The organism is Pseudomonas sp. FG1, assembly GCF_034313875.1.
GTDB classification, from domain to species: domain Bacteria; phylum Pseudomonadota; class Gammaproteobacteria; order Pseudomonadales; family Pseudomonadaceae; genus Aquipseudomonas; species Aquipseudomonas veronii.
In genome coordinates this window covers 5,007,298-5,030,088 of record NZ_JAVIWP010000001.1, presented here as the reverse complement: position 1 = coordinate 5,030,088, position 22,791 = coordinate 5,007,298, and the positions used below count along the sequence as shown (strand labels likewise).

Genomic DNA, 22,791 nt, shown 5'->3' with positions numbered 1-22,791 from the left:
GAGCTGTGCCATGTCCCACGCTGATCTGGCCCCGGCCATCGCCGCCTACATTGCGGCAACCAATGCCTGCGACACTTCGGCCGTCGCCCATTGTTTTGCTGACGACGCCAACGTGTTCGATGAGGGCGCGCATCAGGTCGGCACCGCCGCCATCGCACGTTGGATGGAAGACACCGCGCAGCGTTATCAGCCCAGGGTCGAAGTGCTCAACGTGCAGCATCGCACCGGCAAGGTATTGGTCAGCAATGTGGTTTCCGGCAACTTCCCCGGCAGTCCGCTGGAGCTGCGCTATACCTTTCGCTTGAACGAACAGGGCAAGATTTCACGGTTGGATATCTCCTTGTAAGTCATAATGGCGCGCATGACTTTCGACTCGCCGCTCGCCGCTTATCAATACGCCACCACCCAACTGGGCTTCGTCGCCGACGATGCCCAGCGCCGTGCGGTGGATGCCCTGCAGACCTGCCACCAAGCCTTGCACCAGGGGCGCTCGCCGATTCTCGGGGTTTACCTCTGGGGCCCGGTGGGCCGGGGTAAAACCTGGCTGATGGACCAGTTTTACCTGAGCCTGCGCGTGCCTGCGCGGCGCCAGCATTTCCATCACTTCATGGGTTGGGTACACCAGCGTTCGTTCCAGCTCACCGGCACCCATGACCCGTTGCAAGCGCTGGCCCGTGAGCTGGCCCAAGAGGTGCGTGTGCTGTGTTTTGACGAGTTGTTCGTCAGTGACATCGGTGATGCAATTATCCTTGGCCGTTTGTTCCAGGTGATGTTCGAAGAAGGTGTGGTGATGGTCTGCACCTCCAATCAACCGCCCGAACAGCTCTACGCCGGTGGCTTCAATCGCGAGCGTTTCCTGCCGGGCATTGCGGCGATCAAGCAGCACATGCAAGTGGTGGCGGTGGACGGTGGCGAAGACCATCGCTTGCACCCGGGTGTCGGCGTGCAACGTTATTGGGTCGATCAGCCGGATGCGCTGGCGGCGGTGTTCGAGCAATTGAGCGAGGGCCAAGCGGTGCGCCATGGCCCGATCAGTGTCGGTCATCGTTGCATCGTGGCGGTGCAGGCCAGCGACACGGTGTTGTGGTGCCGGTATGCCGACCTGTGCGAGCAACCTTTGGCAGCGATGGATTTCATGCTGCTGTGTGATCGTTTCAAGGCGATCCTGTTGGGTGAGGTCCCCAACCTGAGCGCACAAAAGCGACCGGGACGGATTGCCCGAGGCACCGAGGACGGTGTCCAGCGAGTAGCGGCCGGTGATCGCGAATTGCCCGAGTTGTCAGTACACGATGACAGCGTGCGGCGCTTTATCGCCCTGGTGGATGAATGCTACGACCGCAAGGTGCCGCTGTTCATCGAGGCTAAAGTGCCGTTGGAAAGCCTCTACACCGAAGGCTATCTGGAATTCCCCTTCCGACGAACCTTGAGCCGCTTGCAGGAGATGCAATTGCAGCGCTTTGGGGGGTAGGAAAAAGCCTGGTGCAAGTCCTATGGCCGCTTTTGATGCGGGTAACCTTCGCGCCTTCCGGCAGCTATTTGTAGTTAATCTCCTTCATCTGGCGCCTGCTCCACGCTTACAATCGTCCTCCTCAAAGGGAACTGATTCCCTTGTTTGTCGTTATCGAGGACGGAAATGGATACCCCTGAAATCCTGGTGCTGCAAGCCAGCTACACCAATCCTGTGCATGCCGAGGCCATTGCCCTGCTGCTCAATCATTACGCTGAAGACCCAATGGGGGGCGGCCACAGCCTGCCCGCCGACCTGTTGCAACAACTGCCGGCTGAACTGGCCAAGCGCCCGCATGCGTTCAGTGTCCTGGCATTCGTGGGCGGCGAGCCTGCGGGATTGGTCAATTGCTTTGAAGGGTTTTCCACCTTCGCCTGTCGCCCGCTGGTCAATGTCCACGATGTTGCCGTGATGAATCGGTTCCGGGGCCTGGGGCTGAGCCAGAAAATGCTGCAGAAGGTCGAGGAAATCGCCCGTCAGCGTGGCTGCTGCAAGATCACCCTGGAAGTGCTCGAGGGCAATGCTGTGGCGCAGTCGGCGTACCGCAAGTTCGGTTTTGACGACTCGGTATTTGATCCGGCCCATGGGCGTATGTTGTTCTGGAACAAACCACTGTAATAAGGCACAGGCAAAAAAAGGCGCCATTGAATGGCGCCAAGTTAACCTTTGCCAACAGAGCGGATTGGCACAGGGTGATGCGAGTTAAATAAAAGTTAACTTAACTTTTAGGTTGTGCCTCGGTGCTGGATTGATCAGCTGTGTCGCGCTTTAAAGTTTTACCGTCAGCGGAGGCAGTTTGTTCATTACTGCCGTGGAGTTTCTGCTGCGTGAAGGTGAAGTTATTGTAGAACTCCTTCGAGCGCTCCGAGCCGCCTTCTGCAAAAGCCGCCGCGGAAGTCAGGGTCAGCAGGCCGGCAAGCATCAAAATCGAGGGTTTCATCAAGGTGTTCCCATTCAGTGTGGTCGGTATCCGCTCGGTCCTTGATCAGATTCATGGGGCGATTGTGCGGGCAGCTTATTAAGTGGGTATTAACGTCGAGAACTCCCGAAGTTAACAATGTTGTTAACTTCGGCGGAGGGCGGTTAGAGTTTCCAGTCGAGAGCCAAGGTTATCGAGCGCGGGTCGCCCCAGTACACGCCATTATAAAAGCCGACGCGTTCATAATATTTTTCATCGAATAGATTATTGACGTTAATCGAAGTCGAAACATGCTCGTCGAACTGGTAGCGCGACATCAGGTTGACCACGGTATAGGCCTGTTGGGTGATCTTGGTGGATTCGGTGAGCAGGTAACCCTCTTGGTCCCGGCCGCCGATCGGCCGCTCGGCGAAGTCGTAGAAGTCGCTCTGCCAGTTCACCGCGCCGCCCACCGTCAACCCGCGCCATTCGCCCGGTAAACGATAGGCTGTCGACACCTTCAGCATATTCATCGGCTGGCCAGTGTTGTTGCGTTGTTTATCGCCGTTGAGCGAATGGGTGTAGGTGTAGCCCGCCGTGAGGTTCCAGTCCGGCATGACTTCGCCGGACACCTCCACTTCAAAGCCCTGCACCTTGTTGCCCTTGCCACCGGATTTGTAGAACTGCTCGCGGGTGATCGGGTCCGGCGGGGCCGCATTGTCGAGTTCGGCGACGTTATCCTGGGTGCTCCAGAAATACGCGGTGGCCAGGTTCAAACGCTCGTTGAGCAGGCTGCCCTTAAGGCCGATTTCGTAGTTACTGCCGACCACTGGTTCGAGGTATTGCTTGCTGGCGTTGCGCTCGTCCTGCGGGTTGAAGATGTCGGTGTAGCTGGCGTACACCGTGTATTCCGGCGTCAGGTCGTAGAGCAGGCCCGCGTAAGGTGTCCACATGTCTGTGTGGGTCTGGCTGGATTTGCTTGAGGCGGTCAATTGATTGTCGAGGTTGTACGTGGGCGAGGCGCTTTCGATTTCCCAGCTGCCATAGCGGCTGCCCAGTACCGCATGCAGCGTGTCGGTCAAGCTCAAGCGTGTGGCGAGGTAGCCGGCCTTTTGTTTTTTGCTGCTGTGTTCGCCCTTGAGGCCGGTGGTGCGGTCGGGGAATTTGCCGATGCCGCCCATGTGTTTCCAGTCTTCGATGGTCTCGTAGCCTTGGGGCGTTGCAAAACGTTGGAAGGGTGACGTGTCGCGCTGCTCGGATTCGCCATAACCCAGCATCAACGCATGCTCGCGCCCCAACAGCGCGTAGGTGCCGGCCAGGTTGAAGTCGACCACATCCATTTTCGAGGTGCCGACCATCTGGTTGGTCCAGGCCGTCATGCCGCTGCCATCGGCATTCGGAAAACCGGCGCCGCCGTAATACACCTTGCCGTCGGTATCGCTTTGCCGATGGGTGTAGGCGGCTTTCAGGCGCCAGTCCGTCGCCAGCGTGTGATCGATGGAGGCGAAGGTGGTCTTGTCCTTCAGGGGCCAGGAGCTCCAGTCGGCCGCGAGGTTGGCCGAGCGCGACAGGCGGGCCTTGCTGCCGTCGCTGTTCCAGTAGGGCAGGGTGCCCCAGGAGCTGCCTTGCACATGCTTGTTCTGGTAGTCGAAGCCGACGGCTACCACGGTGTCGTCCGTCAGGTCGGCCTCCAGAATGCCGTAGCCGACTTCCCGTTGCAGCGCGTAGTTGTCGCGAAAGGATTGGCTGTCACGGTAAGCCATCACCGTGCGCCCGCGCAGCCGTCCGTCAAAGGCCAGCGGGCCGCCCACATCCAGGTAGCTGTAGTAGTTGTCATGGCTGGCGCCGCTGACGCCGGTCTTGGCTTGCCACTGCGCGGTCGGGCGCTTGCGGATCATGTTGACGGTCGCCGAGGGGTCGCCGGCGCCGGTCGTCAGGCCGGTGGCGCCGCGTACTACTTCGATACGGTCGTAGATGATGGTGTCCGAGTCGGACTTCATGCGCCCGAACGTATTGAGCATGCCGTCCACCTGGAAGTTATTGATCGAATAACCCCTGGAGGAATACCCGGCCCGGTCCGAATCCAGATGCTGGACCGTCACGCCGGTGGTCTGGCGCAAAGCGTCGGTCAGGGTATTGAGATTGAAATCGTCCATCTGTTGGCGGGTGACCACCGAAATGGATTGAGGCGTTTGCTTGATCGACAGGTTCAGCCGGGTGGCGGTACTCATCGAGCCGGTGGTATAGGCCCCGGTGTGCTCGGTATTGGCACCCAGGCCTTCGGCGCTGATGTGGGTGCTGCCCAGCTCCAGGGCGGTGGCGGGTGTCTGTTCGGGGTCGGTTTCAGCCAGCAGTTCCGGGCTCAGCGCCAGGCTGAACAGGCCGAGGGTAACGGTCATGGAACGGGTAAAGGGCGCGAACATCGCGGAAGACTCCTTGTCGTCTTTGCGGCCTTCTCAGTATGAAAAGGCCTTGGCTCAAAGACGAAAGGAGGCGTGGAACTTTAGGTGTAAACGAGAATGATTGTTATCGTTCTGTTACAAGGCGGTATTTACTTGAGTGCCACGCCGTCGTTTTCGGCCGTCTTCGGTTTGATCAGGCTAAAGTCGATCAGCGCTTTCTGCTGGCGCTCATAGGGGTTGCCGATCAACAACGGGCGCGGTTTGAAGCTGTCGCTGACCAGGCTTTTGCTGTGGTCCAGCTCATCGAAATTCAGGCCGGCCAAGTCGGCCCAGGTGTGGATCAGCTGCGAGCTGCTGTAGGGCCGTTGCAGGTCGCCGGCAAATTTCCAGTCGTGGGTTTCGCGCCATTTCGGTGAGGCGTAGGCCATGAACGGGATGGTGTACATCGGCGCCGTCGGCTTGCCTTCGTTGCGGCCCAGGGTGGTGTGGCCGGCGGAGTCGAATACGTCTTCACCGTGGTCCGACAGGTACAGCAGGAAACCGTTGGGGTCGGTCTTGGCGTAGTCCTTGATCAGGCTCGACACCACGAAGTCGTTGTACAGCACGGCGTTGTCGTAGCTGTTGTAGATCGGCAACTGGGCATCGGTGATAGCGTCCGGAACACCCTGGCGATCGGTGAACTTCTCGAAGGTTGGCGGATAGCGGTACTGGTAGCTCATGTGCGTGCCCAGCAGGTGGACCACGATGAGCTTGCGCTCGGCGGGGTCGGTCAGGGCCTTGGCGAATGGCGCCAGCACGTCACCGTCGTATTGGCGGGCGTTCTGGTTGCGGTTGTTGTTCAGGTAGACCTGCTCGTCGGCCTGTTCGGAAAAGGTCGTGAGCATGGTGTTGCGCTTGGTCATGGTCTGCTGGTTGGTGATCCAGAAGGTCTTGTAACCGGCCTGTTTCATCACGCTGACAATCGACGGCGTCTTGAGGTACAGGTCCGGGTTCTCTTCGTCGGCGAAGGTCAGCACCTGTTGCAGCGCTTCAATGGTGTAGGGGCGCGGGGTGATGACGTTGTCGAACACGGCCAACTGGTCACGCAGCTTGTCCAGCTCCGGCGTGGTATTGCGCGGGTAGCCATAGAGGCTCATGCGTTGGCGGTTGGTGGACTCGCCGATCACCAGCACCAGGGTCGAAGGCTGGCCGGCCATGCTGTCCTTGAGGTTTTTCAACGGCGGGATCTGGCTGGCGCTGGTCAGCATGCCTTGCATGTTGTCCAGTTGCTCGGTGTAGCGGCGGTAGGCGACGATCATCTGCCACGGCACAGCCGGCTCGATGCGGGTTTCAAAGCGGTCGATGGCCAGTTCCATGGTTTCGCTCGTGGCGATCTGCTTGACCAACGGGTAGCCGACGACGGCCAGCACAATGGCTACCGCTGCCAGTATCGACTGGCCGCGAGGCAGGTAAACCGGGCGCAAGCGCGTCCACAGGAAGATGGCGAAGGCGGTGTGGGCAATGAATGCCAGCACGATCCACCAGGCGAAATATTGGGTGGCGTATTCGCCCGCTTCAGAAATGTTCGACTCGAACATGATGAAGATGACGCTCTGGGAGAATTCCTGCTGATAGATGAAGAAATAACCCAGGCTGGCCATGGAGCAAGCCCACAGCACCACTCCGATCAAGGCGGCCAGCAGGCGAGTACGGCGCGGGAATAACAACATCGGCGCCAACCACAACGCACTCATGAAGAAGGCTTGGCGAAAGCCACTGAAACCGGAAGTGCCGGTCAGTTGAATCAGCAGTTGGGTAATACCCGAGAAGTACCAGAAGAACAGGAACAGCCAACCCAGGCCGGCCCAATCAAAACCTTTCGCAGACGTAGTGCTGCGTTTGAACATCGCCATCCAGCGCTCCAACCCGATAATTTTTCAGCTGACGCGCAGGGACGCACGCAGCAGAGGCCGCCCTTGTGTAAGGCAGCCCTTCGGGCGCGAGTATCGTGAAGGAGATGTGAAAACTTTGTGAGTTTTTTGTAGGAGTTACCTTACAAAACCGCTCAGCAGAGGGCGGGCTGTGTGCTGGAAGGCTGATCCAGCTGGCCTTGCAGGTGCGAGCGCAGGCGCAAGACTTCCTGTTGCAGTTGGTCGCGTTCGGCCTTCAATTGGCGCAACTCGTCGCGACGGATGCTGACGTAGAGGGTCTGTGGCGGGCGGGTCATCTGTGCTGTGCTCATTGCTTACCTCGCAAATAGCCGGTAGATCGCGGTGCCAGAACGCATGATTGGAGGTTCTGGGCATCAGTCGGAAGCAATTCTGGATTCTTTTATGTATCAAGGGAACTTTTTTATTTTTGGCGGTCGTGTGACTTTTGCGGCGGTAATGGTGAAATGCTGGCTACTTTTTCTCATGAAACTATACCGATCCGCTCTGAACTAACCCTCATTAGCCTCATTGCGCTATAAACTATGTCACACATTTTTTAGTAGTTAGGAGCATCAGCACATGCAACTGGGGATTATTGGACTAGGCCGCATGGGCGGTAATATTGCGCGGCGCCTGATGCTCAATGGGCATACCACCGTTGTTTACGACCGTAACGAAGCATTTGTCAAAGGCCTGAGCGAAGAGGGCGCCACCGGCGTTGCCGATTTGAAGGCGCTGGTCGCCGGGCTGCAGAAGCCTCGCGCCGTGTGGGTGATGTTGCCGGCAGGCGACCCCACCGAAAACACCATCAATGAACTGAGCGACCTGCTGGACCACGGTGACGTGATCATCGACGGCGGCAACACCAACTACAAGGACGACGTGCGTCGTGCCAAGGCCCTGTCGGAAAAAGGCCTGCACTACGTCGACGTCGGCACCTCGGGCGGCGTCTGGGGCCTGGAGCGTGGCTACTGCATGATGATCGGCGGCGACGCCGCGACCGTGCAGCGCCTTGATCCGATCTTCGCCAGCCTGGCGCCGGGCCTGGGTTCCATCCCCCGTACCAAGGACCGCTCGGCCGCCGCAGACCCTCGCGCCGAGCACGGTTACATTCATGCCGGCCCTGCAGGTTCGGGGCACTTCGTGAAGATGATTCACAACGGTATCGAGTACGGGATGATGCAGGCGTTTGCCGAAGGCTTTGACATCCTCAAGACCAAAAACTCGGAAAACCTCGCAGAAGACCAACGTTTCGACCTGAATGTTGCCGATATCGCCGAAGTCTGGCGTCGTGGCAGCGTGGTGTCGTCCTGGCTGCTGGACCTGACCGCCGACGCCCTGGCCACCGACCCGAAACTCGAGGGCTACTCCGGCTCGGTTGCCGACAGCGGCGAAGGCCGTTGGACCATCGAAGCCGCCATGGAACAAGCCGTGCCGGTGCCGGTGCTGTCCACGTCGTTGTTTGCGCGTTTCCGTTCGCGCCAGCAGAGCACCTACGGTGACAAGATGTTGTCTGCCATGCGCTTTGGCTTCGGTGGTCACGTGGAGACGTCCAAAAAATGACCGCCAACGGCAAGAAACCCAAGGCCGAACCCGCTCCTCCCACCACGCTGTTTCTGTTTGGCGCCCATGGCGACCTGGTCAAGCGCCTGCTTATGCCGGCGCTGTACAACCTGAGTCGTGACGGGCTGCTGGGCGAGGGCTTGCGCATTGTCGGCGTTGATCACAACGCCATCAGCGATGCCGACTTTGCCAAGAAACTCGAGGACTTCATTCGCACCGAAGCCGCGAGCAAGGTCAAGGGCAATGCCGACAACGCACTGGACCCACAGCTGTGGGCGCAGTTGGCCAAAGGTATCAGCTACGTCGAGGGTGATTTCCTCGACGACAGCACCTACGCGGACATCGCCGAAAAAATCGCCGACAGCGGCACCGGCAATGCGGTGTTCTACCTGGCCACCGCGCCGCGCTTCTTCAGTGACGTGGTGCAGCGCCTGGGCAGTGCCGGTTTGTTGACGGAGAGCGACGATCACTTCCGCCGCGTGGTGATCGAAAAGCCGTTCGGTTCCGACCTGGCCACCGCCGAAGCCTTGAACGCCTGTTTGCTCAAGGTGATGAGCGAGAAGCAGATCTATCGCATCGACCATTACCTGGGCAAGGAAACGGTACAGAACATCCTGATCAGCCGCTTCTCCAACGTGCTGTTCGAGGCGTTCTGGAACAACCATTACATCGACCACGTACAGATCACCGCCGCCGAAACCGTCGGCGTGGAAACCCGGGGCAATTTCTTCGAAAAAACCGGCACCCTGCGTGACATGGTGCCTAATCACCTGTTCCAACTGCTGGCAATGGTCTCCATGGAACCGCCGGCGGCGTTTGGTGCCGACGCTGTGAGGGGTGAAAAGGCCAAGGTGATCGGTGCCGTGCGCCCTTGGTCCGCAGAGGATGCGCGGGCCAATTCGGTGCGTGGCCAGTACAGCGCCGGAGAGATTGGTGGCAAGCCGGTTCCCGGTTATCGCGACGAGGCCAACGTCGCGCCCGACAGCAGCACCGAAACGTTTGTCGCCCTGAAAGTGATGATCGACAACTGGCGCTGGGTGGGTGTGCCGTTCTATCTGCGCACCGGCAAACGCATGAGCATTCGCGATACCGAGATCGTGATCTGCTTCAAGCCGGCGCCTTATGCGCAGTTCCGCGACACCGAAGTGAATGAGCTGCGGCCCACGTTCCTCAAGATCCAGATCCAGCCCAACGAAGGCATGTGGTTCGACCTGCTGGCGAAAAGGCCTGGGCCGACCTTGGACATGGCCAACATTGAGTTGGGGTTTGCCTACGAAGACTTCTTCGAAATGCAGCCGTCGACGGGTTACGAAACCTTGATCTACGACTGCATGACCGGCGACCAGACCCTGTTCCAGCGCGCCGACAACATCGAAAACGGCTGGCGTGCGGTGCAGCCGTTTCTCGATGCGTGGAAGGAAGACGACGGGATCCAGGCCTACAAGGCCGGTGAAGATGGTCCGGCGGCGGCCGATGCGTTGCTGGCCCGCGATCGCCGTGCCTGGCACTCGCTCGGATGAGTGATACTGCGAAGCATCCCATCCGGTTTGTGTTGAGTGATATGGACGGCACTTTGTTGCGCCCGGATCACACCGCGACCCAACGCACCCTTTCAACGGTTCGTGCCTTGCGTGAAGCCGGCGTGTTATTCAGCCTGGCCAGCGGGCGTCCGCCCAAGGCCATGATGCATATGGTCGAAGCGTTTGGCATCGACGTGCCGGTGGCGGGCTTCAATGGTGGCACACTGGTCAACCCTGACGGCAGCGTGCTGGTCGCGCACAGGCTGCCGGCGGAGGCGGCGCTGGTGGCGTTGGCGCTGTTTTCCGGCGAGCCGGATGTGGAAGTCTGGCTGTTTGCCGATGGTGAATGGCTGCGGCGCGATCCGCCTGGGCCCATGGTGGCAGTTGAAACTGCTGGCTTGGGTTATGGACCGCTGGTGGTGGAGAGTTTTGAACCGTACCTGGATCGGGTCGACAAGATCGTCGCCGCCAGTCGCAACACGCAATTATTGATGGAGCTTGAAGCGCAATTGCAGCCCAAGGTGCAGGGCTTGGCCCAGGTCTCGCGTTCGCAACCGATCTACCTGGATGTGACCGCCATGAAAGCCAACAAAGGCGAGGCCTTGAAAGCCTTGGCCGCGCACCTCGGAGTGCCGTTGGCACAGACTGCAGTGATCGGCGATGGTGGCAACGACCCGGCAATGTTTCATGTGGCCGGATTGTCGATTGCCATGGGGCAGGCTGAAGAGCCCGTCAAGCGCCAGGCCGATGTGGTCACCGGCAGCAATCTCGAAGACGGTGCGGCGCAAGCGATCGAGCGGTTTATTCTCAAGGTGCCACACAAAGTGTTCGATACGCCAAGTTAGAACGTCAGCGTTTAATACTGAACTTGCGAGCCCTGTCTTTTACAACACAGTGCTCGCAAGTTGCAGTTTCGGATTACTTCGGCATGGCCCAGGACTGCAACTGGTAGCCATCTTTATCGAGCTCGGCGCGCGCCTGCAACAACAAATCTTCCAGTTGTGCCGGGTCGGTATACGCGCTCGACGACAGTTGTTTAGTGCCGATGCGGGTATTGGTGCGGTCGATGACGCTCAGGCTGAGGGCACCGTTGCCATCGTGCCAGGCCACGCACTGGAAGGGTTGGAAAGCACGGTCTGCGATCAAAAGAGCTTCGTTGATGCGGAGCGGGGCGTTCATGTGGGTCTTCTCTCTAAATGCCCAATCAAGTGAGTGCCGTCGGCTGGGCTGACCGTGCGGCGAGTTACTTGTACTGATGCGCGATGGCGGGGTACGGGTCACATGTTAGAGCAACAATTTTCAACTTTCTGTGATTGACGTCATGTAAGCGGCTGTTTTGAAAGCTGAATACGCGATTCGGCAGGTACAACTTTTTTGCTGGGATGTGACGGTCGAGTGGCTTTTTGCCAAGACATATAGCAAAACGATACAAGGCAACTGTCAAGATTTTGATACTGTAATTGCCGGGCGTCACAAACCTTTGTTTATAAATAACTTTAGCAATTCTGGCGCCAAGGAATAGTCATGATTGTTACACCTGTGCAGCGCCGCTTGCTCGTGGTCGACCCCTGTGATGACTGCTATGAGTTGTTACCGGGTTTGCGTGCGGCGGGGTGGGAGGTGGACAGTTGTACGTTGGCGGCCGTGGGGGAGCGATCCTGCGATGTCGGCTTGCTGCGCTTGCAGCCGTATCACCTGGAGCGGCCCGAAGCCGTCAAGGAACTGATCAGCCGCAGCGGCACCGAGTGGATCGCGGTGCTCACCCAAGAGGTGTTGCGCTTGCAGAATGTCGGCGATTTTGTCTGCGAATGGTTTTTTGACTTCCATACCTTGCCGTTCGATGTGTCCAGGGTGCAGGTCACCCTCGGCCGCGCCTTTGGCATGGCACGGCTGCGGGGCAAGGGTTACACCGCGGTGGACGAGCCTGAACATGAACTGCTGGGCGACAGCCGACCGATCCGCGAGCTGCGCAAGTTATTGTCCAAATTGGCGCCCACCGAGTCCCCGGTCCTGATTCGCGGCGACAGCGGCACCGGCAAAGAGCTGGTGGCCAAAACCCTGCACCGCCAATCCCAGCGCCATGCCAAGCCGTTTGTCGCGATCAACTGCGGCGCGATCCCGGAGCACTTGATCCAATCCGAACTGTTTGGCCACGAAAAGGGCGCGTTTACCGGCGCCCACCAGCGTAAGATCGGGCGGATCGAAGCGGCCAATGGCGGCACGTTGTTTCTTGATGAGATCGGCGATTTGCCGATGGAGCTGCAGGCCAACCTGCTGCGATTCCTGCAGGAAAAACAGATCGAACGCGTCGGCGGCAGCCAGCCGATCCCGGTGGATGTGCGAGTGCTGGCGGCGACCCACGTCGACCTGGAAGCGGCCGTGGCGAAGGGTACGTTTCGTGAAGACTTGTATTACCGTTTGAATGTGCTGCAAGTAGTCACGGCGCCGTTGCGCGAGCGCCACGGTGACGTCGCCATGCTGGCCAACCACTTTGCGCGCTTCTACAGCCAGGAAACCGGGCGCCGCCCCCGCAGCTTCAGCGAAGACGCCCTGGTGGCCATGGGGCACCACCCTTGGCCGGGCAATGTGCGTGAGCTGGCCAACCGCGTGCGCCGAGGCCTGGTGCTGGCCGAAGGGCGGCAAATCGAAGCCGTTGATCTGGGTTTGCAGAGTCAGCAGGCAATTTCGTCGCCGATGGCTACACTGGAAGACTATAAACACCGCGCCGAACGCCAGGCGCTGTGCGATGTGCTCAACCGGCACAGCGACAACCTGAGTGTCGCGGCCCGTGTGCTGGGGATTTCCCGGCCGACGTTCTACCGGTTGTTGCACAAACACCAGATCCGCTAGGGCGGGTAAACCGAAAAGCCCCGCAACGACCCTTATCGTTGCGGGGCTTTTCCCTGTGCGCGGTTTAGAAGTAGTACGGGAATTTCAGGCTGAAGGTGAAGTCCGGCGCATCATCCGTCATGCCAATGGCCAGGTTCGGCACGATCGTCAGGTTATCCGACGCCGCGATGGTCATGCCCACGTTGAAATAACCGGCGTTGGCATCGCTGGAGACCACCGATTGCCAATCCCCGCCGTCTGGCTTGAGCTTGCTCTTGCGTTGGACCAGGTCGGAAACCGAGAACGACATACTCATCTTCTCGTTGAGGGCGAAGGCGACACCGACGCCGAACTGGAAGCTATCACCCAGGCGGACTTTGCCGCCGACCTTCTGATTCACGTCACTGCTGATATCGTCAAACGAGTCCTCGAAGTTATGGGTATAGGAGAGCGAGCCAAACAACACCGCCGGGTCGAACGTCTTGACCAGGGAAATGCCCGGCGTGACCGACCAGACGCCATTGCCGGTGGGCAGGCTTTCCGGCACGTAGAGGTTGTCGTTGGTGGTTTGCTTGACCAGTTTGATGCCAAACGGCTCTTTACCCGTTGGCGCCTTGACCCGCACCGACACGACTGCATCCGGCAAGTTGGCGGTTTCGTCGAGGAACTTGTAAGCGACACCGAAGTTGACATCGCCGATGGTCGGGTCACGGGTCACTGACGCTTCCGACGTGGCCTGGGCATTGTTGCCGGCACCGCCGGATTGGTAGGTGGACTCGCGGTAGACCACTGGCACGTTGACGTCGAATTGCCAGCGGTTATCGACGTTGTAGCGTCCGGTCAGGTCCAGCGTCCAGTTATCCGCCTTGATTCGGTCAAGGTTGATATTACCCAGGAAAATCGAGTCCAGAGCGAGGAAACCGTTGACGGTCAACTGACGGGCGTCGTAGCGCGCATAAGTTATGCCGGTTTCGAAGCTGAATTTGCCGTTGCCGAAGAAGCCGCTGGCTTCGTTGTAAAGGTTGCTGACGCTTTGCGCAGGCGCCGAGTCGTCCTTAAGCGACTGCCCATAGGAACTGCCGCCGCCACCCGCTCCCCCGGAGGCAGCTGCCGCGCCTGTACCTGCGACGGTGGTCCCACCTTTTTTGAAGTCCGACGGGGATTTTGCCAGACGTTTGGGCGCTGGAGTCGCCGGCTGGTCTTCGACCTGGCGCACCCGTTGTTCCAGCACCGCCAGGGCCTTTTGCTGCACGTCGTAACGCTGTTTGAGTTCCAAGAGTTCTTGTTTGAGCGTCTCGATATCGGCGTCCGGCGCGGCATACAACATGGACGCAGGTAAGAGCGTACTTAAACAAACAACCGCACGTAATGATAGCGATCGATGCATGAAATAAGCCGTCCTTTTTTAATGCGTAAAGTGTCGAGGCTCAGCGTAGTTCAATATCCGAGAGTGCGTAGGCCTTTGAGTTGGTCAAGATTGCAGTTCAGCGCGCCATTGTTCAGGCTGTTGCCCATGACAATGTTGAGCTGGGTCATATTGTTGACAAAATTCGTGTTGCCGGTAAGCACCGTACCTTGCAGTACATTGCCAGCACCGATCTGTTGAAGGCTGTTGCCCTGGTTGTTATTGGCCTGAATGGCCATTTGCAAGCCACCGTTCCTGGCCGAAACGGCAACATCGCCTGCCGCACTGCTGCCGGTGACCACGCCTCCGGCGACCAGCACCTGGCCTGATTGCACCAGGTTGCCCGGTGCGAGGCCGTTTTCGGTGACGTTGATGCCGACATTGTTGTAAGCGGTGTTGCCATCGCCGGCCGCACGCACGCTTTGGGTCACGCCTTGGCCGCTGCCCAGGCCCGCGCCGCCGACTACCGAACCGGTGCCTGTGGTCTGGTTGGTGCCCGTGCCTTTGACGCCGACGGTCTGTACGTAAAACTGCGGGGTGATGGTCGCTTTGTCGATCTGCATGCTGGCTTTGCCGGTGATCGAGTCACCCACCGAGTTGGTCCAGGTGCTGCTCATGACGATGCCGAAGCTGATGATCCGCCCCGGCATCACATAACGACCACGCAACTCGGCCATTTCCGAGTCTTTCAGTTCGATAGGCTTGAACCCCGATGAAGCATAAGCGGGCATTGAGGCTGCCAGACACAAGACCGTCAGCCAACGGGAAGTGTTCATCTCTCGCTCCTGGAGCTTCCTGCCCCTAATGGCGCTTCTTAGAAGAAGTCGCTTTGGATAAAACCGAAGTCCATCAGCTCGGCATCGCCCACGGGTCTGAATTCATTCAGTTTGTTCTTGGCACTGAGAGGGGTAGGCGGGTCAAGCAGGACATTGGCCTTGTCATAACCTTCGCCCAACACCGCAAATACGATGCCATTCCAACCCTTGACGAAATCGTCGCGCGAATAGCGTTTGTGGCCCAGCACCGGGTCGCCGATGTATACCCAGTCCTTGTCTGCGCGTTGCATCACCACGAAGTGCTTGTAGCCCCGGATTTCCAGCAGCACCACCACAGGGATCTTCACGGTCACCAGAGTGTCTGGTGCGATCTTGTAGCCCCGGGCACGCATGCCGATGCTTTCGAGATAGCGCTTCATATCCAGCATGGAAAAACCCTGGGTGCGTACCAGGTTCTGGTCGGCGTTGACCAGCATGCCTTTGATGATGTGTTCTTCGTCGACGTCCAGCCAGTAGGCTTGGCGCAGGATGGTGGCAAGTGCCGCAGCACCGCAGCTGAAATCGGTTTTCTGTTCCACCAGGTTGGCGAACCGACGCTCACGGATACTCTCGACCTTTTTATAGATGACTGCACCGCCGGGCATGGCGGAGATCGCCATCGTGCCTGCCCATGTTGGGCCGGTGAGCAACATCAGGAGGGTGAGGGTCGCGAGGCGCATGATCGAATGACCTGTTGGACACTGGAATAAAAAAGGGCCTTGTTGCCAAGGCCCCGTTGGATCAGAAGCGAACGCCGCTGGCGCAGCTGCTGCAACCCTGACCGATGGACAGGCTGTTGCTGCTTTGGTTGCCCAAGCCCGACTGCAGGTTTACGCCTACGTTGCCGGAGTTGCTGTTAACCGAGCTGTCGAGGCTCGAGTTGTTGGACACATACTGAGGTTTGCCGCCATAGCCATAGCCATAACCGTGGCTGGTAGCAGCAGCGTTCAGGTAGCTGTTGCCGAGCGAGTTTTGCTCGGTGTTGGCCGCTGCCGCGATGTTATTGCCGTCAGCGGTAGTGATTGCCATGTTGTTTTTACCCTGGTTGCCTTGACCGGCCTGGCCGTTGTAACCCAGGTTGCCAGAGTTGCTGTTAAGCGATTTGTCCAAGGAGGCGTTGTTTTGCGTGCCTTTGTTGGAGTAGGTGTTCAGCAAGCTGTTTTGATTGACATCGACCACGGCGAATACCGACGCGAAGTCGCCTTTGGCGCTGGAGATGGCAGCAGAGTTGTCTGCTTGGTTGCCACTGCCAGCCTGGACGTTGACCCCAGTGTTACCACTGTTGCTGTTTACCGAGCCATCGGCCGAAGCGTTGTTTTCGGTTTTGGTGTCGTCGAACTTGTTGCCAGCGCTATTTTGTACGTCTGTCACAACAGCGGCCACAACCCCGGTGGGTTGAGGGGCCGGATGCCAGCCACCACCATTTGCTTGTGCAGCAGCAGCCATCAGCGCGGCCAGAGCGAAAACCATTGGTTTCAGAGCCATTTGAGGTTTCATGGTGTTTCTCCTTGCTTCTAATTTAGTTGGTTAAGTGTTGGTACGGTCTAGCGAGTACTACCAAGCATTTACTTGATAGTGATGCCCAGGGTGTTAGCCACTCGGTTCCCCACCCCTGCACTCTGGTTCACCTGAATCACTCCTCGGCTGCCTGTGAAGGCCTGGTCGCTTGTGACGACCTGGCGACTGCCAGTGGTAGGGGTGAACCCTGAGTCGGTTGCCAGCGTCGTCGTGTTCTGCTGCAACAGGACGCTGTCGTCGATGCTTTGCGGGCCAGGGTTGATGCTGACCCGCACGGCATTGATTGATTGGTTATTCGCCCCGGCTGTCTGGTTGATGCCCAGCATGCCGTTGCCATTGGTAAAAGAGGTTCCTGCGATCGCGGCCTTGGCGTTCAGCGACGGATCGACCTTGCCGTTCAGGTTTTGGATATTGACGGTGGTGGCTTGTCCACCCAGTGTGATGGCACGGTTGTTGGCCGTTTGCTGTTGGATGCCGGCCGACTGGTTGATCGAGAAGTTGCCGTTGTAGTTTTTTCCGCTGTTGTTGATCACCGCGGAGTCGTCTGCCCATGCAGTGGTGCTGCTCAGCAGGGCGAGGATCAGAAGAGTGCGATTCATTACTTGCCCCCCATCATGTTGCCAATGTTGTTCAGGGGGGCCATGCCGCGCTGGATCGAGTTGCTGATCTGGCCGCCCATGCTGCTGCCCGCGCCGTGGCCGGCCGTTGCACCGGTACCCAGTGTCGACATGCTGCTTTGCGTGGAGGTCACGCCAGACAAGTTCCCCGCAGTCTGTATGGAACGGGCGATGCTCGAGCCACTGCTGATGCCGCCGATATCCAAATCACTGAGTTCACTTGAGGTGGCACTGTTGATTTCTCTGCTGGGATTGGCGTTGGCAGTGGTGGGGTAGGGGTCTGGACCGAACGATGCGCGACCGTACATATGACCTTGCACTTCACGCCCGGTCACGATGACACCGTCGGCAGCAAAGCTCGGAACGCTGACGCCGATGCTGAGTACACAGCTGACCAGCAGTACATTCATCGAACCTTGAGTGAGTGTGATCACGGCGGCATTCCTTTTTCGTTGCGCTGACCCTAAACAGCGCTGTAAGGAATAGAGCAGAAGGCGTGCCGCTTTTGTTTTGTTGTTGTTAATCAGATAGATATGAAACATAGCAGGCTAAGTGATGGCCACGCTGTTTCAGCGCTGATACACCGCGCCGATGCCAGCCCGATGGCCGGCCCGCAGGTCATGCTTTCGGGAGGTTGTATCAGTGATGTAACACTGCGTATGACAAAACGATGAAGCCGCGCCGTCAGGGCCGTTCAGAGGAGGAGGGTGTTTCAGAAATGGACACTGCGGGTTCGAACAGGCTCGCAGGGACAGGCAGAAGCCTCAGCCCTTGGGCGCTTTACGTGGGATGGAGTTGAGGACGGGATTGCCATCTTGGTTCTGGGTCAGGTAGACCGGCAAAACCTTGGGCAGGGAGGGAACGAGGTTGTTGACCTCGCTGATGTTATAGATGCCGCCGATGCGGATCGTTCCGGTGCCGATATCGGCCAGCATCACGGGTTTGTTCAGGTAGCGGTTGATCAACGGTAACGCGTCGGCCAGGGCCAGGTTGTCCAGGACCAATTTGCCCTGGCGCCAGGCGAGGGCGCTGTCGTTGGGGTTGATCGGGCGCACGCGCGGGGTGGCATCGCCTGGTTGATAGCTGGCTTGCATGCCTGGGGTCAGCGGCACGCTGCCGTGCGCCGGGTCGCTGGAAATCTGCACCGAGCCTTCGAGCAGCATCACCCGCACCTGATTTTCGTATTTCCACACGTTGAATTGGGTGCCGGTCACGCGCACCTGTCCTTCACCGGCCTTGACGACAAACGGATGGGTGCTGTCATGGCTGACCTTGAAAAACGCCTCGCCCTTGCTCAGTGTGACCCGGCGCTGGTCCTTGTAATCGGCGTAGACCAGTTCGGTGCCCAGGTTGAGCTCAACCTGGCTGCCATCGGCCAGGGTGACCTGGCGCAGGCCATTGCTGGCCTCGAACCGTTCATAGGCAGTCGGCAACCAGCCCGCTTCCCAGCCGGTGAACGCCGCCAGGGGCAGCGCGGCCAAGCACACTGCGGCAGCCACCGCGTAATCGCGCAGCCGGCGACGCGGTCTGAACGGCGCTACGAGCGGCGCATGGCGTGGCAAGTGATCGGCCACGTCCCAGATTTCCAGCATCGCCGCGTATTCGAAGGCATGCAGCGGATGAGCATCGTGCCATTGTTGAAAGGCCTGTCGTTCGTCCGCCGTGCAATCACTTGCATGCAAGCGCATGCACCAATGCGCGGCGGCGTCGGTGATGGCGTCATATTCGGCTTCTAAAGCAGACTTTTCGGTCATTAATTCATCCTGATTTCCCACATTCTAACCTCCCGAGACCGGGGGCGAGAACAGCCTTCATGGCAATTGCGCATCAATTGAACTTTTATTCTCGTTGGGGCACGCCCAAACAGGCTGGTGATGGAGTCGCGACACACCGTAATGGACGGCGAAGGGCGTCAGGCAGTAGATAACTCAAGCGCCCGTTGACAGCAGGCACGGGAGGCGTTGTTTAATCGTCGGTCTGGATTCTTGTTGTCTCTTCCAATTACAAAATCGGAGCTACCGATGTCTGCCCAGTCCCCGAGAGTTGACAATTCTTCAGCGTTCATCGGTTTCAACGACCTGGTGGGGTTGCTGCACGCGGTGTTTGTGAAGCACGGCACGTCGCCGCAAGTGGCGCAGATCCTCGCGCACAATTGCGCCAGCGCCGAGCGCGACGGCGCCCACAGCCATGGCATCTTTCGGATGCCCGGATACATCAGCACGCTGGAGAGCGGCTGGGTCGATGGCAAGGCCACGCCGGTGGTCACGGATGTCGCTTCCGGCTTCGTGCGGGTCGACGCCGCGAATGGCTTCGCCCAACCGGCGTTGGCGGCGGCCCGTGCGTTGCTGGTGGACAAGGCCCGCAGCGCCGGTATTGCGTTGCTGGCGATACACAACTCCCATCACTTCGCCGCGCTGTGGCCGGATGTCGAACCCTTCGCCGAGCAAGGCCTGGTGGCGCTGAGCGTGGTCAACAGCATGACCTGCGTGGTGCCCCATGGCGCCGATCGCCCGCTGTTCGGCACCAACCCGATCGCGTTTGCCGCGCCACGGGCGGACGGCGCGCCGATTGTGTTCGACCTGGCCACCAGCGCCATCGCCCATGGTGACGTGCAGATTGCTGCGCGCAACGGCGAGCGCCTGCCGCCGGGCATGGGCGTCGACAGCCTGGGCCAGCCGACCCAGGACCCCAAGGCCATCCTCGAAGGCGGTGCGTTGTTGCCGTTCGGCGGGCACAAGGGCTCGGCGCTGTCGATGATGGTCGAGTTACTGGCCGCGGCCCTGACCGGCGGCAACTTCTCGTTTGAGTTCAACTGGGCCGATCACCCTGGCGCCCGCACGCCGTGGACCGGCCAGTTGTTGATCCTGATCGACCCGAGCAAAACCGCCGGGCAAAACTTCGCCGAGCGCAGCCAGGAACTGGTGCGGCAGATGCACGCGGTGGGGTTGCGGCGGTTGCCGGGGGATCGACGTCATCGCACGCGGGCGAAGTCGTTGGCGGCAGGCATTGAAGTGGACGCGCAGGCGTTGAATCAACTACGTGAGTGGGCCGTCTGAAAACCCGCGTAGCCGCTACCTCGCCAGGGTTCGGTAGTGGCTACGCAAGGCCTACAGTATTAGTTGCGACGACCGAGCAGCAGGCCGACCACCAGGCCAAAGCCTGCCGAGATCGCCACGGTCTGCCACGGGTGACCGCCGATGTAGGTTTCGGTGGCATCCACCACCGGCTTGCTGCGCTCGCGCACATTGGACACCGAGTCGAGCGCTTGCTTGAGCTTGATAGCGACCTGCTCGCGCAGCGTTTCACCTTCTTCGCCGACCAGGGAAGCACTGTTTTTGAGCAGTTTGTCCGACTCTTCGATCAGTGCAGTGAGTTCGCTGAACGCTTGATCCTTGATTTGATCTTCGACGACTTGGGCGGCAGATTTACGGGCCATTGTGTGACTCCTTGCAGGTAAATGTGACAGTGAACAATGGAGTGTCGGGCGGCGGCAAAAGTTGCAGTTTTTTGCCGGCCGGCGTGGGTATGCGAAATCCGAATCAGGAAACTTAGACCTACAGTGTAAGATGTCACCTATTTGTGCAGCAGGAAATTCAACATGAGCTTCAATCTCGCCAACAAGACCCTCGCCGAACGCGCCGAGCTGGAAGATGAAAAGTCCCGTCTCTACGACCTGTGGCAAAGCAACCTGGGCAAGGCCAAGGGCGAAGCCGCGCGCCTGTTCGGCGAGCGCGCCAAACGCAAGGGCAAGTGGGCCGAATGGGTTCGCGCGGAACTCGACGGCATGTCGCCGCCGGAGTTCTCCAACATGGTGCGCAGCGAAGTCAACAAGCTGATGGCGGCGGCGAAGTAAAGCTGGCGACAATCGCCTCGCGCACTTTCAGCAACATCGGATCAAGCTGAGCCTGGGTGCGCCAGCCCAGTTCCACCGGGTAGCGCGGCAGCGCCAGCGGGCACGGCAGAACCTGCAAGCCGGTCATGCCGGCGATGGCTTCGGCGGCGTGCCCGGGAATGGTCGCCACCGCCTGGCTGCCCTTGAGCAGAAACGGCAACGCGGCGAAGTGGCTGGTGGAGGCACACACCTGGCGGCTCAGCCCTTGTGCCGCCAGCCCTTCATCGGTGATCCCGATAAACCCGCCGGATGACACCAGCACATGCTCGCGGCTAACGAACGCGTGCAGGTCGATGCATTGCTGGCCTGGCGCCAGGCTGTGCGGGTCGACCAGGCAGCGGTAATCACCTTCTCCCAGCACCTGCCGGCTTAGGCGGCGTTCGGCAAAGCCGCCGGCGGTAATCGCCAGGTCGAGGCTGCGGTCGAGCAGGGCGGCGGCGACGATCTGGCTGTGGGTCTGACGGAAAATCACACGCAATTTCGGCAACCGCTGGGCAATTTCCGCCATCAGGCGGCGGCCGTAGGCAATCTCGAAGTCGTCGGATAAACCCAGCACCACGGAGCGTCCCTGATACTGCTGGGTGTCCGGGTGGGTCATTGCCAGGCTCTGTCGGCAGCGGTCCAACGCCTCACTGATCACCGGCTTCAACTGGTTGGCCCGCAAGGTCGGCGCCAGGCCACGGCCGGTTCGCACGAACAGTTGGTCGCCATACACCTCGCGCAAACGCCGCAGGCCCGCGCTGATCGCCGATTGGGTGACGCCCAGGCGCAACGCTGCGCGGCTGGCGCTGGATTCGTCGTGCAGGGCTTCGAAGGTTTTCAGCAGGTTGAGGTCGACTTGGGTGATATTTATTTGGCTCATATCATTCAGCACTGAGGTGGGCTTTATTCATGATCCGGGCTGGCTGGAGAATGGGCAACCCCTCATTGTTCGGAGTGATCCTGATGCCTGTTTCTATTGTGGCCGCCTTGCAAATCGGTTCCTTGCCCGGCGGCAAGGCCGACACCCTGGCGCAAATCCTGGCCTATGAAGAGCCGATCCTGCGCAGTGGCGCGCAATTGGTGGTGATGCCCGAGGCGCTGCTGGGCGGTTATCCCAAAGGCGAAGGCTTCGGCACGCAACTCGGTTATCGCCTGCCCGAAGGTCGCGAAGCCTTTGCGCGATATTTTGCCAACGCCATCGACGTGCCCGGCGCCGAAACCGAAGCGTTGGCCGGTTTGTCGGCGCGAACCGGTGCCAGCCTGGTCCTGGGCGTGATCGAGCGCAGCGCCAGCACCTTGTATTGCACCATGCTGTACTTCGAGCCGGCGCACGGCCTGGTGGCCAAGCACCGCAAGCTGATGCCCACCGGCACCGAGCGGCTGATCTGGGGCAAGGGCGATGGTTCCACACTGCCGGTGATCGACGCGGCGGTCGGGCGCATCGGCGGCGCGGTGTGCTGGGAAAACATGATGCCCCTGCTGCGAACGGCGATGTACGCCAAGGGTGTGCAGGTATGGTGTGCGCCCACGGTGGATGAGCGCGAGATGTGGCAGGTGAGCATGCGCCACATTGCCCACGAGAGCCGCTGTTTTGTGGTCAGTGCGTGCCAGGTGCAGGCATCGCCCGCGGCGCTGGGCGTTGAGGTGGCCAACTGGCCTTCAGATCGTCCGTTGATTGCAGGCGGCAGTGTGATTGTCGGCCCCATGGGCGACATCCTGGCTGGGCCGCTGCTGGGTGAGGCCGGGCTCTTGAGAGCGCAGATCAATACCGACGATCTGGTGCGCGCACGGTATGACTATGACGTGGTGGGGCATTACGCCCGGCCGGATGTTTTCGAGCTGGTGGTCGATGAGCGGGCCAAGCCGGGCGTGCGCTACATCACGGACTGAGTGCGGTAAAAACCGGTGGGAGTCAGCCTACTCCCACCGGTTG

Annotated in this window: 24 protein-coding genes; 10 read left to right on the top strand and 14 right to left on the bottom strand. The window is 59.5% G+C overall.

What is annotated here, in order from left to right; translation table 11 throughout:
- Positions 1-10 precede the first annotated feature (10 nt).
- The 3 genes from RGV59_RS22920 to RGV59_RS22910 all read left to right on the top strand — a co-directional run bounded on the left by RGV59_RS22920 (position 11) and on the right by RGV59_RS22910 (position 2,125).
- Positions 11-346: a nuclear transport factor 2 family protein gene (locus RGV59_RS22920; protein WP_017848377.1), complete on the top strand. Its 336-nt coding sequence runs from the start codon at positions 11-13 to the stop codon at positions 344-346.
- 15 nt (positions 347-361) lie between these two features.
- Positions 362-1,468, top strand: coding sequence for a cell division protein ZapE (zapE, locus tag RGV59_RS22915; RefSeq protein WP_046483725.1), 1,107 nt, complete (start codon positions 362-364; stop codon positions 1,466-1,468).
- A 165-nt stretch (positions 1,469-1,633) separates the two neighbouring features.
- Positions 1,634-2,125 (top strand): GNAT family N-acetyltransferase, encoded by a 492-nt coding sequence (locus tag RGV59_RS22910; protein WP_017848379.1) that lies wholly within the window; start codon positions 1,634-1,636, stop codon positions 2,123-2,125.
- 100 nt (positions 2,126-2,225) lie between these two features.
- Here RGV59_RS22910 and RGV59_RS22905 read toward each other — a convergent pair whose 3' ends face one another.
- The 4 genes from RGV59_RS22905 to RGV59_RS22890 all read right to left on the bottom strand — a co-directional run bounded on the left by RGV59_RS22905 (position 2,226) and on the right by RGV59_RS22890 (position 7,028).
- Positions 2,226-2,447 (bottom strand): hypothetical protein, encoded by a 222-nt coding sequence (locus RGV59_RS22905; RefSeq protein ID WP_046483715.1) that lies wholly within the window; start codon positions 2,445-2,447, stop codon positions 2,226-2,228.
- Between the two features lie 143 nt (positions 2,448-2,590).
- Entirely contained in the window at positions 2,591-4,828 is a 2,238-nt protein-coding gene (locus RGV59_RS22900; RefSeq protein ID WP_126586472.1) for a TonB-dependent siderophore receptor, read from the bottom strand.
- A gap of 128 nt (positions 4,829-4,956) precedes the next feature.
- Positions 4,957-6,699, bottom strand: a complete 1,743-nt coding sequence (locus tag RGV59_RS22895) for a phosphoethanolamine transferase CptA (RefSeq protein WP_017848382.1) — start codon at positions 6,697-6,699, stop codon at positions 4,957-4,959.
- A 152-nt stretch (positions 6,700-6,851) separates the two neighbouring features.
- Complete coding sequence (locus RGV59_RS22890) at positions 6,852-7,028, bottom strand: DUF6026 family protein (protein WP_155678519.1); 177 nt, start codon at positions 7,026-7,028, stop codon at positions 6,852-6,854.
- A gap of 268 nt (positions 7,029-7,296) precedes the next feature.
- Between RGV59_RS22890 and gnd the strand changes: the two genes are divergently transcribed.
- The 3 genes from gnd to RGV59_RS22875 are packed head-to-tail and all read left to right on the top strand — an operon-like array spanning position 7,297 to position 10,645.
- Positions 7,297-8,280: a phosphogluconate dehydrogenase (NAD(+)-dependent, decarboxylating) gene (gene gnd / locus RGV59_RS22885; RefSeq protein WP_017848384.1), complete on the top strand. Its 984-nt coding sequence runs from the start codon at positions 7,297-7,299 to the stop codon at positions 8,278-8,280.
- The gene (gene zwf / locus RGV59_RS22880; RefSeq protein WP_126586470.1) at positions 8,277-9,800 is read left to right on the top strand and encodes a glucose-6-phosphate dehydrogenase; all 1,524 of its coding nucleotides are present in this window, start codon (positions 8,277-8,279) and stop codon (positions 9,798-9,800) included. The genes gnd and zwf overlap by 4 nt, the downstream gene beginning before the upstream one ends.
- Entirely contained in the window at positions 9,797-10,645 is an 849-nt protein-coding gene (locus RGV59_RS22875) for a Cof-type HAD-IIB family hydrolase (RefSeq protein WP_046483709.1), read from the top strand. The genes zwf and RGV59_RS22875 overlap by 4 nt, the downstream gene beginning before the upstream one ends.
- Positions 10,646-10,718: 73 nt before the next feature.
- On the opposite strand, the gene RGV59_RS22870 is transcribed toward RGV59_RS22875, so the two are convergent.
- Positions 10,719-10,979, bottom strand: coding sequence for a hypothetical protein (locus RGV59_RS22870; RefSeq protein WP_017848387.1), 261 nt, complete (start codon positions 10,977-10,979; stop codon positions 10,719-10,721).
- 345 nt (positions 10,980-11,324) lie between these two features.
- On the opposite strand from RGV59_RS22870, the gene RGV59_RS22865 reads away from it, so the two are divergent.
- Positions 11,325-12,650, top strand: a complete 1,326-nt coding sequence (locus RGV59_RS22865) for a sigma-54 dependent transcriptional regulator (RefSeq protein WP_017848388.1) — start codon at positions 11,325-11,327, stop codon at positions 12,648-12,650.
- 64 nt (positions 12,651-12,714) lie between these two features.
- Here the strand turns inward: RGV59_RS22865 and RGV59_RS22860 are convergent, their stop codons facing one another.
- From RGV59_RS22860 to RGV59_RS22830, 7 genes are all read right to left on the bottom strand, one after another.
- Positions 12,715-14,016: a hypothetical protein gene (locus RGV59_RS22860; RefSeq protein WP_026140201.1), complete on the bottom strand. Its 1,302-nt coding sequence runs from the start codon at positions 14,014-14,016 to the stop codon at positions 12,715-12,717.
- A gap of 50 nt (positions 14,017-14,066) precedes the next feature.
- A complete protein-coding gene (locus tag RGV59_RS22855; protein WP_046483706.1) occupies positions 14,067-14,810 on the bottom strand; it encodes a hypothetical protein in 744 nt (247 codons plus the stop codon).
- Between the two features lie 38 nt (positions 14,811-14,848).
- Complete coding sequence (locus RGV59_RS22850; RefSeq protein ID WP_017848391.1) at positions 14,849-15,529, bottom strand: C39 family peptidase; 681 nt, start codon at positions 15,527-15,529, stop codon at positions 14,849-14,851.
- A gap of 61 nt (positions 15,530-15,590) precedes the next feature.
- Positions 15,591-16,346: a hypothetical protein gene (locus tag RGV59_RS22845; protein WP_046483704.1), complete on the bottom strand. Its 756-nt coding sequence runs from the start codon at positions 16,344-16,346 to the stop codon at positions 15,591-15,593.
- 68 nt (positions 16,347-16,414) lie between these two features.
- Entirely contained in the window at positions 16,415-16,966 is a 552-nt protein-coding gene (locus RGV59_RS22840) for a hypothetical protein (RefSeq protein WP_017848393.1), read from the bottom strand.
- Entirely contained in the window at positions 16,966-17,418 is a 453-nt protein-coding gene (locus tag RGV59_RS22835) for a hypothetical protein (RefSeq protein WP_026140202.1), read from the bottom strand. Before RGV59_RS22835 ends, RGV59_RS22840 begins: the two co-directional genes overlap by 1 nt.
- 330 nt (positions 17,419-17,748) lie before the next feature.
- Positions 17,749-18,738 (bottom strand): FecR family protein, encoded by a 990-nt coding sequence (locus RGV59_RS22830; protein ID WP_126586468.1) that lies wholly within the window; start codon positions 18,736-18,738, stop codon positions 17,749-17,751.
- A gap of 267 nt (positions 18,739-19,005) precedes the next feature.
- On the opposite strand from RGV59_RS22830, the gene RGV59_RS22825 reads away from it, so the two are divergent.
- Complete coding sequence (locus RGV59_RS22825; protein WP_017848396.1) at positions 19,006-20,040, top strand: Ldh family oxidoreductase; 1,035 nt, start codon at positions 19,006-19,008, stop codon at positions 20,038-20,040.
- Between the two features lie 59 nt (positions 20,041-20,099).
- Here the strand turns inward: RGV59_RS22825 and RGV59_RS22820 are convergent, their stop codons facing one another.
- Entirely contained in the window at positions 20,100-20,420 is a 321-nt protein-coding gene (locus RGV59_RS22820) for a DUF883 family protein (protein WP_017848397.1), read from the bottom strand.
- 162 nt (positions 20,421-20,582) lie between these two features.
- Here RGV59_RS22820 and RGV59_RS22815 point away from each other — a divergent pair, with 162 nt between their 5' ends.
- Positions 20,583-20,837, top strand: a complete 255-nt coding sequence (locus RGV59_RS22815; RefSeq protein ID WP_017848398.1) for a hypothetical protein — start codon at positions 20,583-20,585, stop codon at positions 20,835-20,837.
- On the opposite strand, the gene RGV59_RS22810 is transcribed toward RGV59_RS22815, so the two are convergent.
- The gene (locus RGV59_RS22810; RefSeq protein WP_079443641.1) at positions 20,809-21,738 is read right to left on the bottom strand and encodes a LysR family transcriptional regulator; all 930 of its coding nucleotides are present in this window, start codon (positions 21,736-21,738) and stop codon (positions 20,809-20,811) included. The two genes, RGV59_RS22815 and RGV59_RS22810, sit on opposite strands and share 29 nt — an antisense overlap.
- 83 nt (positions 21,739-21,821) lie before the next feature.
- Here RGV59_RS22810 and RGV59_RS22805 point away from each other — a divergent pair, with 83 nt between their 5' ends.
- Complete coding sequence (locus RGV59_RS22805; RefSeq protein ID WP_322247055.1) at positions 21,822-22,748, top strand: carbon-nitrogen hydrolase family protein; 927 nt, start codon at positions 21,822-21,824, stop codon at positions 22,746-22,748.
- The last annotated feature ends 43 nt before the right edge of the window (positions 22,749-22,791 follow it).